At 56.2% G+C, this 16,159-nt stretch carries 13 protein-coding genes and 1 pseudogene; 10 read left to right on the forward strand and 4 right to left on the reverse strand.

What is annotated here, in order from left to right:
• Positions 1–846 precede the first annotated feature (846 nt).
• Entirely contained in the window at positions 847–1,296 is a 450-nt protein-coding gene (locus J7395_RS18110) for a hypothetical protein (protein ID WP_231858228.1), read from the forward strand.
• Between the two features lie 83 nt (positions 1,297–1,379).
• On the opposite strand, the gene upp is transcribed toward J7395_RS18110, so the two are convergent.
• Together upp and J7395_RS18120 are read right to left on the reverse strand one after the other, a co-directional pair.
• Positions 1,380–2,030 carry a uracil phosphoribosyltransferase gene (gene upp, locus J7395_RS18115; RefSeq protein WP_062951457.1) on the reverse strand — a complete coding sequence of 217 codons (651 nt, stop codon included), beginning with the start codon at positions 2,028–2,030 and terminating at the stop codon, positions 1,380–1,382.
• Between the two features lie 222 nt (positions 2,031–2,252).
• Positions 2,253–3,326, reverse strand: a complete 1,074-nt coding sequence (locus J7395_RS18120; RefSeq protein ID WP_209222975.1) for an SPOR domain-containing protein — start codon at positions 3,324–3,326, stop codon at positions 2,253–2,255.
• Between the two features lie 690 nt (positions 3,327–4,016).
• Between J7395_RS18120 and J7395_RS18125 the strand changes: the two genes are divergently transcribed.
• The gene (locus tag J7395_RS18125; protein WP_247742274.1) at positions 4,017–6,302 is read left to right on the forward strand and encodes a methyl-accepting chemotaxis protein; all 2,286 of its coding nucleotides are present in this window, start codon (positions 4,017–4,019) and stop codon (positions 6,300–6,302) included.
• Between the two features lie 82 nt (positions 6,303–6,384).
• Here J7395_RS18125 and pepN read toward each other — a convergent pair whose 3' ends face one another.
• Positions 6,385–9,012: an aminopeptidase N gene (pepN, locus tag J7395_RS18130; RefSeq protein WP_209222977.1), complete on the reverse strand. Its 2,628-nt coding sequence runs from the start codon at positions 9,010–9,012 to the stop codon at positions 6,385–6,387.
• A gap of 419 nt (positions 9,013–9,431) precedes the next feature.
• On the opposite strand from pepN, the gene J7395_RS18135 reads away from it, so the two are divergent.
• On the forward strand, positions 9,432–10,103 hold the full coding sequence (locus J7395_RS18135) for a response regulator transcription factor (RefSeq protein ID WP_062951444.1): 672 nt from the start codon (positions 9,432–9,434) through the stop codon (positions 10,101–10,103).
• Positions 10,104–10,232: 129 nt separating this feature from the next.
• Positions 10,233–10,751 (forward strand): hypothetical protein, encoded by a 519-nt coding sequence (locus J7395_RS18140; RefSeq protein WP_209222979.1) that lies wholly within the window; start codon positions 10,233–10,235, stop codon positions 10,749–10,751.
• 13 nt (positions 10,752–10,764) lie between these two features.
• Here J7395_RS18140 and J7395_RS18145 read toward each other — a convergent pair whose 3' ends face one another.
• Entirely contained in the window at positions 10,765–11,343 is a 579-nt protein-coding gene (locus J7395_RS18145; RefSeq protein ID WP_209222981.1) for a TetR/AcrR family transcriptional regulator, read from the reverse strand.
• A gap of 113 nt (positions 11,344–11,456) precedes the next feature.
• Here J7395_RS18145 and J7395_RS20940 point away from each other — a divergent pair.
• The 6 genes and pseudogenes from J7395_RS20940 to J7395_RS18170 form a co-directional block, all read left to right on the forward strand.
• Positions 11,457–11,588 (forward strand): annotated as a pseudogene (locus J7395_RS20940) (twin-arginine translocation signal domain-containing protein); the annotation flags it as partial.
• Between the two features lie 45 nt (positions 11,589–11,633).
• Positions 11,634–12,269 (forward strand): YdhR family protein, encoded by a 636-nt coding sequence (locus J7395_RS18150; protein WP_247742297.1) that lies wholly within the window; start codon positions 11,634–11,636, stop codon positions 12,267–12,269.
• 163 nt (positions 12,270–12,432) lie between these two features.
• Positions 12,433–13,611, forward strand: a complete 1,179-nt coding sequence (locus J7395_RS18155) for an AI-2E family transporter (RefSeq protein ID WP_209222985.1) — start codon at positions 12,433–12,435, stop codon at positions 13,609–13,611.
• Positions 13,612–13,742: 131 nt separating this feature from the next.
• Entirely contained in the window at positions 13,743–14,540 is a 798-nt protein-coding gene (locus J7395_RS18160; RefSeq protein ID WP_209222987.1) for an outer membrane beta-barrel protein, read from the forward strand.
• Between the two features lie 61 nt (positions 14,541–14,601).
• On the forward strand, positions 14,602–15,444 hold the full coding sequence (locus J7395_RS18165) for an AraC family transcriptional regulator (RefSeq protein WP_209222989.1): 843 nt from the start codon (positions 14,602–14,604) through the stop codon (positions 15,442–15,444).
• Positions 15,445–15,538: 94 nt separating this feature from the next.
• Positions 15,539–16,153: a LysE family translocator gene (locus tag J7395_RS18170; protein ID WP_209222991.1), complete on the forward strand. Its 615-nt coding sequence runs from the start codon at positions 15,539–15,541 to the stop codon at positions 16,151–16,153.
• Positions 16,154–16,159 lie beyond the last annotated feature (6 nt).

Genomic DNA, 16,159 nt, shown 5'->3' on the forward strand with positions numbered 1-16,159 from the left:
CCAGCGTTCGTTCTGAGCCAGGATCAAACTCTCATGTTCAATCCAAGCTTGTCTCATAGACAAACTCTTAAAAACCGACGTCTGCACATTTTGGTGGTTACCACAAACCAATCTGGCCTAAACCAAATCAGTCCGTCGTCTCCAGGATGCACAGACTTTTGCGCCATAACGCTGCCCGCGCATCCCTTCCTACTGATCAACAATGTCAAAGAACTCTAGAGCCGTAGCCCTCTACCTCCAGTCCGCGTCGCCGTCTAACCAGCGCCGCACCCCGTCGGTGGAGGCGGGTTATAGGGCCCCTCGCCGGACCTGTAAACACCTTTTTCGAGAAAAAATGCATTTCGACGTCTTTTTTCTCAAAATCTTTTAAATTCAATTACTTGACATTTCGCACCCAGCCAACCCCGGCACCAAGTCCGGGGGATGTTTCGGACTTTAAGTTGAATAATCGCAAATCGGCCCGACAAAATCCGGCGCAATCCCGCCATTCCAACCGAATGAAAAATCCGAACCCCGAATGATGATTCGCCATTAAGGCCGTTTTTTATCCGGGTTCGACCAGATTACCCCCTGCCCCGATCCGCTTCATTGATCAGGATCAGATGATCGATGGCAATTTTGATGCTTTATATATGGTGTGTGCGGTGCAATGATCGCGTGTCGGGACAGAACCGGTATCAATGCCCGGACAATGAAATTGCCATAAAACCGGACGGGATACGCAATATTGCCAATTGGCCTTTGAAAAGATGGACAAAAGGCAATATGTGAACCTTTCTTTTACATAATGACCTGATTATGGGGCGAGATAACAGTGCCTGAACGGCATTAGGGGACCGAAGGAAGATGATGAGACTGCGACATTCATTTATTTGTGCAGCCGCACTTGCAAGCCTTGCGCTTGCCGGGTGCTCCGGTTCGAACCTTGTTCCGAATACCGCATCAGGTGGCGGCTCCGACAGCAAGGGCGGCGGTCAGCCGATCCCGTCCTTTACCCAGTTCACCGATATTCCGATGCCATCCAATTCATCCCTGGATATGGATCGCAGCATCATTTTCGGGGCATCCGATGCCTGGCATGGCCGCCTCGTGATGAATTCCGGTGGCACACCCGCCCAGATGTATGACTTCTATGAACGCGAAATGCCCAATTTCGGCTGGAGCAAGGTCACCGTCGTGCGTGCCGATATTTCGGTCATGGTCTATGACCGCGAAAGCCGTGTTGCCACCATCAAGCTGCAGGGCGGATCCTTTGCCGGATCGACGGTGGATATCACGGTATCGCCCAAAGGCTGATTGCAGCCTGACCTGACCTGAAAAAGACCAAACAAAAAGGGCGCCCGATGGCGCCCTTTCGTATTTTGATATCGCAATATTAATCAGCGGGTGCCAAACAGACGGTCCCCGGCGTCGCCAAGGCCCGGCACGATATAGGCCTTTTCATTGAGCTTCTCGTCAAGGCCCGCGGTATAGACCGGCACGTTCGGATGCGCATCATGGAAGACTTTCACCCCTTCCGGGGCCGCGACCAGCGCCATGAAACGAATGTCTTCGTCCTTAACGCCATATTTGTTCAGCGTATCAATCGCCGCCACTGCCGAGTTGCCGGTTGCCAGCATGGGGTCAACCAGAATGAAGGTACGGCCTTCGACTTCGGGCAGCTTCACCAGATATTCGACCGGCATATGGGTTTCGGGATCGCGATACAGGCCGATATGACCGATGCGCGCGGACGGCATCAGTTCGATCAGGCCATCGGCCATGCCAAGACCGGCCCGCAGGATCGGCACAACGGCCAGTTTGCGGCCCTGGATCATTGGCGCCTTCATCGGGCAGATCGGGGTGACGATGTCTTCATAGCTGACCGGCAATTCGCGGGTGATCTCGTAGCCCATCAGCAGCGCAATTTCCTTCAGCAGCTGGCGGAAGGTCTTGGTCGAGGTATCGACCTTGCGCATATGCGTCAGTTTGTGCTGGATCAGCGGGTGATCGAGAATATGAAGATTGGGAAAATCGTTCTGTGTGGTCATGTTTCTGCCAACCATCCTGATGTGCAAAGCGGCCCGCGTGGCACGTCACGGCTTTGCTTTCCGAAAAACTCTGGCGTACCGCCTAAAGCCTTTGCCCTGAGATGGCAAGTAGAATGCCGCAAAGACGGCGCAAAAACAAACCCGTTCATCAGAAAACGGAAAGGGCCGGTGCAGCATCTGCACCGGCCCCGGTATCGTATCTTGCGACACTATATATATGTGTCAGTTGACTTCGCGGTCATTGGGTTCGGCCCGGACCGGGAAACCTTCAAGATTCTGGTCCTTTTTGACCGCAACCGCCTTGTCACGTGCTTCTTTCATGGTCGTGTATCTGCCAACCCGGACATAATACCAGGTGGCATCACCTTCCGGACCACGGGCAACAACCGCAACTTCAAGGCCAAGCTTGCGCAGTTCCTCGGCGCGCTGGCTGGCATTTTCATGCACCTTGAAGGCACCGACCTGAACCGAAAATGGTGCGGCCGCCCCCGAAGAGGCTGCTTTCGGAGTGGATGTCGCAGCTGGTTCGGGCTTTTCCGGAACGGCCGCGGTTTCAGCCGGGGCTGCCGGGGCCTCTGGCGCGGGCGGTGCAGTTTCGGCCGCGTCCGATGACTTGATTTCCGGCGCCTGCAATTTGCGCGGGGCATTTGCCGTCTGCTCGGCACGGGCCGCGGCCTTTTCGGCGTCGCTCATTTCCGGGGCAGCCGGGGCTTCCGGCGTCGTGGTGTCGCTGGCAGTATCCCCCGTATCCTCGGCGGCCGATGCATCACCATTTTCCGTGGCATCAGAAGAACCATCACCCTCAAGGGCCGCACTGCGTTCGGCGATCAGATCACCGACCGGATCATCTGTTGCCGGGGCTGCCGGGGCAGACGGTGTTGCAGATGGCGTTGCCATCCCCGATGCACCGCCCGGAATATTGCCGGTCGTTCCGGCCTCGGGCAAGGCTGTTGATCCCGCCGGTTCTTCCGGCAGGGTTGCAAGAATTTCCGCCTGTCCGGCCGGTTTTTCATTGGCTGCCATCTGTTCGTCAGGGTCCATGAACAGCCCTGCGCCGACCAGCATGCCGACAAAGAACAAGACCAGACCGAGCATGCCGGCACCGGTTGCGAGACCCAGTAAGGTTTTGCGATCCATTTCTGCTATCCGCCCATTTTGTGACTGTCGATGACGCCCGCCGTCCTCGCCATGGCCATTGCGGCCATAAATAAACGCCGGTAAGGGCGCGTCTTTCTGCGGTTCCGGTTTCGGGTCCGCATGCAAATCGGTGCGGTTGTTTTCGTCTTCGCCAGCCATTTTTTGCCGGTCCTTTACGACTGATTACCTGTAAATATCGTGGGCATCCGTCATGGTGATGTCACACCGTCACGGGCTACCCTGCTTCTTTTAGGGCACAGGCCGTTTATAAAACGCTAAAAACATGCGTGTCTGTCGTGTCTCGATATGCAGATTGCGGATGTCATGAAACTTTGGCGATTTCAAAGCACGGATGTCACAAACCCGGCATGCAGGACAAAAAAAGGGAGGCTGGCATATAGCCCGGAATTGTCCCGCACAATTTCCGGATACCAGCCCCCTCGAGTGAGAGAGATCGACCTTCGGGGAGAGAGAGTCCCGAAGAACAGTGATCATCAGGTACGCCATGTGAGCCTGATGACCCGTCGCAAACGACGTTGCCGTCTGCATTTGACAAACACAGTCATAGAGCATCAAAAAACTAATTGCAAACGATTATCACACACATTCGCAAATTTTTTTGTGTTTTTTCAATAGCCCCTGAAAATCATGGGGATTTTCACGCCCTCATGGCGGTTCAATCCTCATATATAAAATACTGTATACCGCGAAAAACATGGGCTTGGCGGCAACAGCGCTATTGTGTTTGCCGCCAAGCTCTGTTTGGATCAGGGCAATTGCCCTTCAAGAGGCTAACCGGGGGACGAAGCACCAAAAGAACCATAAAAAACTGGCTCTGGAGTGTAATGAATGACGGGAGATAAAGCCGCGAAGACGGCTATTGCAGGGGGTGCCACGGGCCTCCTGACGTTACGGCGTATTCTGCTCGTAACAGGTTTGCTTTTATCGGGTGCAGTTACATGGATGTTGCTGTGGACCGGGGATACCTATCGAAACTTTGCCGTCGAGACGCTGAACAATTCGGTCGGCGGCACGGTCAATTTCTTTGTCCGCTCACGCGTCGCACAGGATTACGGCGACCGGGTCACCCCCATCGTCAATGAATGGTCGCGCCTTGGCAGTCTGGTCAAAAGCTATCAGGATAACGATCAGGCCCGCATGAAGGCCGAACTTAACATCCTTTCCAATGCCAGCCAGGTCGTTCAGGGCGAACTGGTTCTGGTCGAAACCATCGCCTATGACACCGATTTCAACCAGCTTGCGACCTCGGATGCCAATCTGGGTGCCAGTGTGACCGATGATCCGGCGGTCATGGATTACCTTAAAACACGCGACAAGGCCGATGCCCGCAAACCGGTGACCTATATGTGGGCAACACCAGCCGGCAAACCGGTTTTCAGCACCATTGTTCCGGTCGGCGGTTTTCGCGCCGTCGGCTTTATGGAAGTGATCACCGATCCGCTGCCGACCCTGGCCGGGATCGGCAAGGTTCTGGGCGGCAATTTCCGCATTCTTGGCAGCGACGGCAATGTGCTGTTTGAAAGCCTTGAAGACGGGGATGCCAGCGAAGGCGGCGAAGCCCTGGCCCCAACGGCCGATAGCGATGCCCCGGCAGAGGCAGAAGCAAAACCGGCCGAAGCAGCGGGCGGCACGCACCGTGCCACCGTCGATATTTCGGTTGGAAACGGCCGGGGCGGTGTCTGGGCGACCGCCACATTTGACCGCGACATTACCGACTTCTATTCCCAGACCGACGATCTTAGAACCCTGTCGATCGAAATTCTGGTGGCCGTTCTTCTGGTCGGCTGGATCGCTGGCTGGATATTGCTTCGGACCACGGTATTTCGCAATCTGCGCGCCTTTGCCGGTGCGATGACATCAATCTCGAACGGGGACACCAATGTCCGTCTGCCCCGTGTCGGGTCCGATGAAATCGGTGAAATGCGCAAGGCCCTTGTCGGCCTGCGTGAAGCCGTGCGTCAGGCGATGATCCTGCAAAACATGGTCGAAAATACCCCGACCATGACCGCCCTGATCACGCCTGAAGGCGAACTGACATATCTTAATGCCAGTGCGCAAACCTATGTCGGTGGTGATGCCAGATCGGTTTCGGGCGATTTCCTCAAGGTCGGTGCGGAATTCCAGAAACGGCTTTCCAATCCGGCCAACCTGCCCTTTACCGAGGTGGTCCAGACCGAACGCGATCATCTTGAACTTCTGGCAGCCCCGGTGCGGGATAAGGACAATGTCCTTCTGGGCACCATGCTGGCCTGGAACGTGGTGACCGAACGCGAAGAAAGCCGCATCGCGGTTACCGAAATGATGGCCGAGGTCGCCCGCGTTGCGCAATCGGTCACTGAACAGTCCGAAGGGCTTCTTGGCCTTGCCCGTGATCTGACCAGCCAGTCGGAAAACACGGTCGATCAGTCGGGCAGCGCGCTTGACGTCTCGCGCGAGGCGGCAAGCAACACCCAGAACGTCGCCACCGCGGTCGAGGAACTGTCATCCTCCATCGCGGAAATCAACCGTCAGGCAACAGAGGCCGCAGACGTGACCAACCGGGCACGCTCCGAGGCAGAGGAAAGCCAGCGCAATATCGTCTCGCTTGAAAAGGCGAGCTCGGAAATCGGATCGATCATTGATCTGATCAACGATATCGCGCATCGCACCAAGCTTCTGTCGCTCAATGCAACCATCGAAGCCGAACGTGCAGGCGAACTGGGGCGCGGCTTTGCCGTTGTCGCAAACGAGGTCAAATCGCTTGCCGATCAGACCGCGAGTGCGACCGGCCAGATCGGCGATCTGACCACCGCGATCCAGCAGGAAGTCCAGAAAGCCGCCCATTCCATCAGCACGGTGGGCGACGTTATTCATCAGGTCAACGACATCCAGTCGACCATCACCCATTCGGTGGATGAACAGCGCCGTGCGACCAGCGAGATTTCGGAAAACGTGCAGCGTATTGCATCGGGGGCCGGATCGATGGACCAGATGATCCGGTTTGTGAATGACGGTGCGCAAAGCACGGGTCGCTCGGCCCATGACCTCAACACCGCCAGCCGCGAACTCTCCGACATGGCGCGCAATCTTTCCGAACGCATGAAGGAATTCAGCGAACGTATGAAACTGACCTGATCAAAGCCTCATTCAGACAGGCGACGACACAAAAAGGCGGCACTTTACGTGCCGCCTTTTTCATTACATATCGAACCGCGTCTTAGCTCGCCCGCGATTTCGATGCGATTTCATACAGATCACGCGAAATATCCGGCTTGGCGAGGATACGATCAAGCGCTTCCTTCATCAGGTCGGCCCGCGCCTCATCATATTTCGCCCATTTGCCAAGCGGCGCACAAAGACGTGCTGCGACCTGCGGGTTGATATCGTCAAGTTCGATCAGGCGGTCGGTATAAAACGCATATCCGCTGCCATCCGCTGCATGGAAATGGCGCGGGTTGGCCATGGCGAACGCCCCGATAAGCGATCTGACCTTGTTCGGATTACGCATGGTGAAGAGCGGATGGCTCATAAGGTCCTTCACACGCGACAGCGTATCATCCCGCGATGACATCGCCTGAAGCCCGAACCATTTATCCATCACCACGGTATCCTTGCCAAAGCGCGCCTCGAAATCGGCAAGCGCCTCGGCCCGGCCCGGATGATCCAGATGGTTCAGCACCGAAAGTGCTGCCATCCGATCCGTCATGTTATCCGCCGTGCGATATTGCTCGGCTGCCAGATCGGCAAACTCGCCCTCGCCGCTTGCCACCAGATAGGAAAGTGCGGTTGCGCGTAACGCCCGCTGCCCGGCCGATTCCGCATCCGGGGTAAAGGCCGCGTTCGACGCATTCTGGTGATAGGCATTGCCAAATTCGGCCCGCAAATCCGATCCGATGCGCTTGCGCAGCGCGTTGCGCACCTGATGGATCGCGTCCGGGTTGGCGGGTTTGCGCTGCTCGGAAAGGAATTCTTCCCCCGGCAGGACAAGCGCATCGGCGCGAAACGCCTTATCGAGATCGTCATTGATCAGGGTCGCACGCATCGCCGCCACAAATTCGGTCACATCGCCCAATGCCGCGTCCGCATCGCCGCCATTCTTTTCAAATTCGGCAATGGCCGAGAGCATCAGCGCGGTTGCGTATTTCTGCCCTGCTTCCCAACGATTGAACGCATCGCTGTCATGCCCCATCAGGAACACAAGCTCCTCATGCGGCTGCTCGGTCGCGACATTCACAGGGGCCGAAAAACCACGGTTGAACGAAACCACCGGCACCTGATCGATATTGTCGAACACGAATTCCTGTTCGGCCTCGGTCAGTTGCACGGTGCGCGAAACAAGCTCCCTGCCATCCCGGCCCAGAAGCCCGATCGCGATCGGCATATGAAGTGCAACCTTGTCGGGCTGCCCCGGTGTCGGTTCGGTTTTCTGCGCAACTGTCAGGTGGAACTGCTTGGTATCCGCATCATGTTCGCCGTGCCAGCTAAGGCTCGGCGTGCCGGCCTGCGAATACCAGATTTTAAGCTGGCTCAGGTCAACATCATTGGCATCTTCCATCGCCTTGGCAAAATCATCGCAGGTCACGGCCTGCCCGTCATGGCGATCGAAATAAAGGTCAATCCCCTTGCGATAGCCATCTGCGCCTAAAAGGGTATGCATCATGCGGATAAGCTCCGCCCCCTTTTCATAGACCGTCGCGGTATAGAAATTGTTGATTTCCATATAGCTGTCCGGGCGGACGGGATGCGCCAACGGCCCGCCATCCTCGGGGAACTGGCGCGCACGAAGCTGTGCGACGTCCTTGATGCGCTGCACCGGGCGGGATCGCTGATCGGCGGAAAATTCCTGATCCCGGAAAACCGTAAGCCCCTCTTTAAGCGATAGCTGGAACCAGTCCCGGCACGTCACCCGGTTGCCCGACCAGTTGTGGAAATATTCATGCGCAACAATCGATTCGATCAATTCATAATCCGTATCGGTCGCGGTATCGGGCTTGGCCAGAATGTATTTGGCGTTAAACACATTCAGGCTCTTGTTTTCCATCGCCCCCATATTGAAGTCGGAAACCGCGACGATATTGAAAAGGTCCAGATCGTATTCGAGGCCATAAACCTCCTCATCCCACTTCATCGACCGTTTCAGGCTGTCCATCGCGTAATCGCAACGGTCTTCATTGCCATGTTCGACAAAAATGCGCAGCGCCACATCACGGCCCGACATGGTTTTGAAGCTGTCCTCAACACAGGCCAAGTCCCCCGCCACCAGCGCAAAAAGGTAACTCGGCTTCGGGAACGGATCTTCCCACACCGCAAAGTGCCGGTTGCCGTCAAGATCACCACTATCAATCAGATTGCCGTTTGAGAGCAGAACCGGGCAGTTCGCCTTGTCGGCACGGATCGTGACCTTATAGGTCGCCATCACATCCGGGCGATCCGGGAAATAGGTAATGCGACGGAACCCTTCCGCCTCGCACTGCGTGCAAAACGCGCTTTGCGATACATAAAGCCCTTCAAGCCGCGTATTGGCGACGGGCGAGATCTGGGTTTCGATATCAACAACAAAGGTATCGCCCGGCGCGGTAAAGCTAAGCCCCGATTTATCGACATTATATTCATCAACGCCAAGCTTGCGATCATCAACCGCAATCGAAACCAGTTTCATGTCTTCGCCGTCAAGATGGACCATGTCCCCGCCGCCGGTCCCGCGAACAGGATTCGCGTGAACAAACAGCCGCGATTTCACATTTGTGACATCCCGATCAAGCTCGAATACCAGTTCGACCTTCTCGATCAGAAAGGCCGGTGCGGTGTAATCTTCGCGGCGGATGACTTGCGGTTGATCAGACATCAGATGGTCCTTTTTCCCTTGGTCTGCGCGGCGTTGCCAGTGATTGTATAAAATCGCGAATGCTGCAATGCGGCGCAGTTCTTCAAAACTGAATTTCGTTCATTAACCCAACAGATAAGGTAAATTTCACTTTCGGACAAATGCAGAGTTTACGAGCCCGATTTTAGTCGTCATAATCATCAGTGGTGGCGCGAGGGGGGCCGAAGTTTCACATTTCGTGGGGCGAGAGTGATCTTTGGTTTCCCTCACTCCTTTCTGCCAAGGCAGCAAGGACGCATCAGGGTCGCACCACACCAGACAAACAATGTCATCCCGGTTTATCGTCCCCTCACCTTAATATTATCGTGAGACGCCGTTAAAAGATAACGGGATGGAATAATCGCGACCTTTCGGGGAAATAACTTCCGGGGAAATCGCCAATGGCTGACAGCTTCCAGATTCTGATCGCAGACGATCATCCGCTTGTGCGCGGTGCACTCAAACAGGCCCTGTCATCAGAATTGGAAAATGTCACACTGTACGAGGCCGGAAGCCTGGCTGAGGCCATCGAACAGATCGAAGCCCATAGCGGCGATATCGATCTTGTCCTGCTTGACCTGCACATGCCCGGCATGAACGGCTTTACTGGCCTGTTCACCCTGCGTGCCTCCTATCCCGACATTCCCGTTTCCATCGTCTCGGCCAGTCAGGAACTGCCTGTCGTCCGCCGTTCGATTGAATATGGCGCATCGGCCTTCGTGCCAAAATCCGCCCCGGTTGATCAGATCGGGACGGCCATCCGCACCGTTCTGAATGGCGATATGTGGATGCCCGACTGGGCGCGCGATGCCATCGAAAACGGCCCGGCCGATGACGAGGCCACCGGCCTTGCCGAAAAAATCGGTCAATTGACGCCACAGCAATTGCGCGTGCTCAACATGCTGACCGAAGGTAAACTGAACAAACAGATCGCCTACGAACTTGACGTGACCGAGGCCACCGTAAAGGCCCATGTTTCCGCCATCCTGCGCAAACTTTCGGTTCATAGCCGCACACAGGCTGTCATCATGGCCCGCGAACTGCAATTGCAGGAACCCGCGATCGAGGCATAGCGGTTCACACCCGTCGCCCTGCCAAGCCCGAACTGTCACGCCCCTGCCAGACCGGCACCAATTTATCACCGTAATTGCGCGTGATGCTTCCTGTGCAACACCTCTCTGCCCCGCACAGGAGATCACCCGATGAAGAAATCCCTTTCGCTATCTGCCATGGCGGTTGCCGCCTCGCTTGTCGTCGCGGCCCCCGCCCCGGCCTTCGCCCAGCAGGACCCGCAAACCACCGCCGCCATGGCCAAAATTCTCGGTGACGTCATCGGCAACACCATCCGAAAGGCCGCCGAAGATGTGCGCGCCAATACCGGCATTGACCCGCTGACGCGTGGTTATGGCGATGATGGAAACGCGGCATCTGCACCTGTCCCCGCCAATCCGTCCGATGACCTTCGCCGTGAACTGGCAACCCTGAATGCCGCCCATGATCAGGCGATCACCACCCACCTTGAAGAACTGCACGGTGAACTGGAAAAGGCCGAACTGGAATTTCAGAACTTTGCCGAACGCGCAGATAATGCCAACGAAGTACGTGACAGGCGCGACAGCCTTCAGACCAGGGCCGACACCGCCTATGAGACGTTCACCAGAAACATCGCCGCGGAAAATGCCCGCTTCGATGAAAAACGCGACGCCGTCCTTCAGGGCTGATGCGCACCTGCGCCTAGGCCCGCAACAAATCGGTGGCCGCATTCTTTACCGCTCCCGATACCGCTTCAATCGCGGCATCGTCGCTTAGTGCGCGCGTCACCGTAAGCCCGCCGATCAATATCCCCAGAAACGCCCACGCCTTTGCCAATCGCTGATCGGCGGGGAATTGCGGCAATCCTTTCGCCACCAGTCCGGCAATGGTCTGCATTTTCCGGTCATACAAGGCGCGGCTTTTGGCATCGGCGCGTGACATTTCCGGCGACAGGCTGGTCATCGCGCACCCGCATGCCAGATCGGCCCTGTGATCGCACCCCAGATAATAATCGATAAAGGCATCGGTCCAGCCTTCGCCAAAGTCGCGCTGAAACCGCGGCACGCCGTCAATCACCTCGTCAAGGCCAAGTTCAAGCGCTGCCAGAAACGCCCCGTCCTTTGATCCGAAATGGGCGTAAAACGCGCCCGATGTCGCCTGTGCCGCCTTGGAAATCCCGTCAACACCGACCCCGGCAAAGCCCCTTTCGCGAAATCCTCGGCTTGCCGCGTCAAGGATATTGCGCCGGGTTTCCTCTTTGCGTGTCTGGTTTTTGACCATCGGATCCTCAAAAATATATTGATCGTTATATTTTTAATTGACAGACCCGGATTTGTCGATCAGTTATTTAAATAACGATCGTTATATTTCTTAACCTCAAACGGATCAGAACCATGACAGCAGATCCAGAACGCCACAACCAAACCCACCTCCAAACCAGCCTAAACCGGCTCGGGCGACGCGACTTTCTAAAGCTTGCCAGCAGCACCGCCGCGATGGCGGGCACGGGCCTCCTTCTGCCGTCACGCTCACGTGCGGCGGCCATCACTTCAAATCCGGGAAATACTCAGATGTCACAGAACGCCTTTGTTTATACCGAACTGCAAATCTCTGCCCCCTTTGATCAGGTGCCATGGCAAAACATCAATGACACCATCAAGACCCAGCCGGGATTCCTCAACAAAACCTGGCTATCGGGGCTTGGTAACAATTCGGCGGGCGGCATTTACGCCTTTGACACCATCGAAAATGCCAAAAAGTTTGTCACCAGCTATTTCCCGGCCGAAGCACGGAATTTCGGCGTGGCGCAAACCACCCGTGTGTTTGATGCGCTTGCCACCAGCGAAGCCAGCATTGATATGAATTCGGTGCATTACGGTGCCAGGATCGATGTCAAACCGGCGGCCTTCGTGTATACCGAAGTCCAGCTTCACGTACTACCGTTTGACAATGGCCCTTGGCGGACCTTCAACCCGGTCCTGAAACAGCAGCCGGGCCTTCTGTCAAAAACCTGGCTAAGCGGTCTTCACACCGGCACGGTCGGTGGTTTCTATGCCTTTGACAGCATCGAAAACGCCAAACGCTTTGCCCTTGATTACTTCCCGACGGAAACCAGGGCCCTTGACGCCGCCTTCTATACCCGGATTTTTGACGCCACAATGACCGAGGCCGCCAGCCGCGACATGGCATCGCCATTCTATCGCTGATTTTAAATATAGAATCAAAACCGGGCGGGTGCGCGGCAATTAACCGCGTACCCGTTCCGTTTCAGACGATTGCGGAACATCCCACGGCGGCAATACGTTACACTGACGATATTCTCCTGCCGACTGCATCATGCCCGGCAGAATTCCGCCCGGAGCATATTGCATGACCGATCCCATCAAGGCATCCGACACCCCCGCCATTGAAAACGGTGCTGCGGATGCCCCTACCGAAATCGACGAAGCCGACGAAGCCCAACAAAGAATGCTGAGCGCGCGTGCACGCGCCTATCGCCGGGCGCGCACGGTATCGGTCATCGGCACCTTCGTCATTCTGGCCTTCGGGTGTTTTTATGTCGCCCAAAGCCTGCTTTTGCCCGTGATACTGGCCTTTTTGCTGGCACTGGTTTTCTCGCCGGTGGTGCGCACACTCGCACGCTATCGCGTCCCGCAAAGCCTGACCGCACTTGCGATTGTCCTGACCCTGACGACATCGGTGATTGCCGGCGTTTACGGACTAAGCGACCCGGTATCGAAATGGATCGACGACGCGCCGCAGATCGAACGCCAGTTGCGCCTGCGCCTTGCCGATCTTGGCGGGCCGCTTGAAAAACTGCGCGACGTGCAAAAACAGGTCGAACAAGCAACCAATCAGAATAACGAAGCCGATACGCAAAAGGTCGTGGTTCAGGAACCCAACATGATCAGTCAGGCCGCCCAGGGCGCACCGGAAATCGTCGCCGGAATTGCGCTCATGCTTGTGCTGCTGCTGTTCATCCTGTCATCAGGCGACATGGTCTATGAAAAAATGGTCCGCGCCCTGCCGACCTTTGGCGACCGGCGCAAGGGCCTGCGCATCGCACATGATATCGAACGCGAAGTTTCGCGCTACCTTCTGACCATATCGGCGATCAATATCTGCCTTGGCATCCTGATCGGCACCCTGCTTGCCATTGTCGGCATGCCCAATCCGGTTTTGTGGGGCATTGTCGCAGGCGTGCTCAATTTTGTGCCGTTGCTCGGTGCTGTTGTCGGTGTCGGGATTGTCGGCATGGTGGCACTGGTTTCCATGCCAACCACGACGGCCGCCATCCTGCCGCCTGCGATCTATCTCGCCTGCACCGCGATCGAGGGCCAGTTCCTCACCCCGGCCCTTGTTGGCAACCGGCTTCGCATCAATTCGGTGGCGGTGATCCTTGCCATTGCCTTCTGGGGCTGGATCTGGGGCTTTATTGGTGTGCTGGTCGCCGTCCCGTTGCTCATCGTCACCAGCGTCTTTGCCAAACATGTCGAAGGTCTGGGGGGGCTTCGCGAAATGCTCGGCCCCAATAACAATCTGAATTGATTTTTGACCTCACAAAACAACCCTAAGGTTTATTTGTGCAACCATTGCGATCAAAGCCATTGAAGCCCCGGCTAATATAAAATACTGTTCCCTCAATTTCAGCTTATGAAACAAGAAATTAGGGGACAGGCATGCTTTGTAAAGCCGGATTTTCAGGCACCTTTGCCTGCGCCGCAGTGATGGCGTTCTCCATCACAACATTTAATGCGAAAGCATCGGAAAATCTTGATTGGCAGGGCTTTTACGGCGGGTTTGCGCTTGGCGGCATGTATGGCGTATCCAATCCCGATAGCGAAGCCCAAAGCAGCGGCTATTTCAGCGAACAAAGCGACCTTGATCAGCTGCGCCCGGGCTTGCAGGAAAAAATAGACGGCTATTCTGCCTCCGGCTCCGGCCTGTTCGGATATGACTACCGGCAGGGCAACATGATCTATGGCATCGAAGCCGACCTGACGGTTATGGATTATTCCGAAACCTCAAACGCCGGGCCGGTGACTTTCACGTCCTCTCCCACGATAGACTTTTCGACGCAAACCACCGTCAAAACCAACTTCGCCTTCAGCATCCGGCCGAAAATCGGCTATGCGTTCGATAACTGGATGATCCATGCCGCCGCGGGTCCGTCGCTCAGCCAGTTCAAATACAAGTTCCGTTATGTTGACGACAATGGCAGCGGCCAGCCCGTTGACTTTGATGAAACAAGCTGGGCACTTGGCCTCTCGTCGAATGTGGGGGCAGCCTATAATCTCGGAGATGGCTGGTCGCTGCGCGGGGATTACGTTTTCAACTACTATCCCGAAATCGTCGACAAGAGTCAGTCCTTTGACAGATTTGTTCCGTTGGCGGCTGCCTCCTTTACCGGCTCGTTCAAGCACGAAGCCGATTTTCAGTCGCACACGATCCGTTTTGGCCTGATCAAACGGTTCTAAGCCATCCCGCACTTGTGCCGAATTGATTGCGAAACGGATCGGAAACTGCCAATCTTTTGGCATGTCAGACGCATCAGACGAACCGTTTCGCATCCTGTCTCATGACTGCACCGGCGTTTTGGCCCTCAAGGCCAGGACATGCCACAGCTTTGCCAAACACAGTCATGAACAGTTCGGCATCGGCTTCATGTTTGAGGGCGCACAAAAATCGCTTTCGGGGCGCGGCATGGTCGAAGCCGGGGCGGGCAATATCCTCACGGTCAATCCCCGCGAAGTCCATGACGGCACCCCGCTTGGAGATACCCCGCGTGGCTGGAACATGCTGTATCTGGACCCGGACCTGATCCGTGATGCGGCGCGTGACATGACAGATGGCAAATCAGACCACTACGAATTCACAAGCCCGGTCATAACATCGCCCGCCGTCGCGCACTGCTTTGCTGATCTTTTTGCCGCCATCACCAAAGGCGACCATGAAAATGCAGGCCTGCGGCGCGAGGAAATGCTGTTTCTTCTGCTCCATCACGCGATCATTGTGCCGGGCGAACCCGATCATTATCACCACCGGTCACGAAGCGGTGCCGATGCCAGTATCGCGCGCGCCATATCCATGATTGACGATGCCCCGGACGAAAACCTGTCGCTGGCCGATCTTGCCAGCACGGCGGGGCTAAGCCGCTTTCAGACCGTCCGCCATTTCACGCGCGCAACGGGGCTCACCCCGCATGCCTATATCATCCAGCGCCGCCTTGACTTCGCCCGCCGCCTGATCGCAACCGGCACCCCCCTGGCCGAGGTCGCCGCCACTGCGGGCTTTGCCGATCAAAGCCACCTGAACCGGCATTTCACCCGCGCCTATGGCCTGTCACCGGGGCGTTATGCAAAAGCCGTAAGGGCAAACTGATCGTTCTCCGGCCTGCAATTCCGTTCAAGAATACCGGATCAAAACGCGCTTAACTGGGCTGATCAGGTTAAACCAAAAACGGAACCATGCCATCATGATCAGCCCCGAATATCTCCTGACCTCACTTGTTGTCGTCCTGCTACCCGGCACGGGTGTGATCTATACCCTTGCCATTGGTCTTGGGCGCGGCATGAGGGCGAGCATCTGGGCAGCCTTTGGCTGTACGCTCGGCATCCTGCCCGCCATGGGGGCAAGCATCGTTGGCGTTGCGGCCCTGCTGCACACCAGTGCGCTTGCCTTTGAAACCCTGCGCTATCTCGGCGTGGCGTGGCTGCTATACATGGCGTGGGGCATGTGGCGTGGCACGGGTGCGATGAAAGTCACCGCCAAATCCGATCCGGTCCATGCTGCCAAAATCATCCGCGATGCCATCCTGATCAACGCGCTCAACCCGAAACTGTCCCTGTTCTTCCTGGCCTTCCTACCGCAATTCATCACCCCGGATGCCGGCGGAACCACCACCCAGATGACCCTGCTCGGCCTGACCTTCATGGCACTCACCTTCGCGGTTTTCATCGTCTATGGTTTGTTTGCCAGTGCACTTCGAAGCCACGTCATCGAACGGCCAAGGATCATGAACTGGTTGGGGAAAAGCTTTGCCGGGGTGTTTGTGCTGCTGGGGGCTAAACTGGCATTGTCCGCAAAATAGGGAATA

Origin of the sequence: Thalassospira sp. A3_1 (assembly GCF_017744215.1) — a bacterium.
GTDB classification, from domain to species: domain Bacteria; phylum Pseudomonadota; class Alphaproteobacteria; order Rhodospirillales; family Thalassospiraceae; genus Thalassospira; species Thalassospira lucentensis_A.

Excerpts from the sequence above, each read along its gene's own strand:
- J7395_RS18125 (WP_247742274.1), top strand. The coding sequence starts at position 4,017 with ATGACGGGAGATAAAGCCGCGAAGACGGCTATTGCAGGGGGTGCCACG.
- J7395_RS18140 (WP_209222979.1), top strand. The coding sequence starts at position 10,233 with ATGAAGAAATCCCTTTCGCTATCTGCCATGGCGGTTGCCGCCTCGCTT.
- upp (WP_062951457.1), bottom strand. The coding sequence starts at position 2,030 with ATGACCACACAGAACGATTTTCCCAATCTTCATATTCTCGATCACCCG.
- J7395_RS18110 (WP_231858228.1), top strand. The coding sequence starts at position 847 with ATGATGAGACTGCGACATTCATTTATTTGTGCAGCCGCACTTGCAAGC.
- J7395_RS18170 (WP_209222991.1), top strand. The coding sequence starts at position 15,539 with ATGATCAGCCCCGAATATCTCCTGACCTCACTTGTTGTCGTCCTGCTA.
- J7395_RS18120 (WP_209222975.1), bottom strand. The coding sequence starts at position 3,326 with ATGGCTGGCGAAGACGAAAACAACCGCACCGATTTGCATGCGGACCCG.
- J7395_RS18160 (WP_209222987.1), top strand. The coding sequence starts at position 13,743 with ATGCTTTGTAAAGCCGGATTTTCAGGCACCTTTGCCTGCGCCGCAGTG.
- J7395_RS18165 (WP_209222989.1), top strand. The coding sequence starts at position 14,602 with ATGTCAGACGCATCAGACGAACCGTTTCGCATCCTGTCTCATGACTGC.
- J7395_RS18135 (WP_062951444.1), top strand. The coding sequence starts at position 9,432 with ATGGCTGACAGCTTCCAGATTCTGATCGCAGACGATCATCCGCTTGTG.
- pepN (WP_209222977.1), bottom strand. The coding sequence starts at position 9,012 with ATGTCTGATCAACCGCAAGTCATCCGCCGCGAAGATTACACCGCACCG.
- J7395_RS18155 (WP_209222985.1), top strand. The coding sequence starts at position 12,433 with ATGACCGATCCCATCAAGGCATCCGACACCCCCGCCATTGAAAACGGT.
- J7395_RS18145 (WP_209222981.1), bottom strand. The coding sequence starts at position 11,343 with ATGGTCAAAAACCAGACACGCAAAGAGGAAACCCGGCGCAATATCCTT.
- J7395_RS18150 (WP_247742297.1), top strand. The coding sequence starts at position 11,634 with ATGTCACAGAACGCCTTTGTTTATACCGAACTGCAAATCTCTGCCCCC.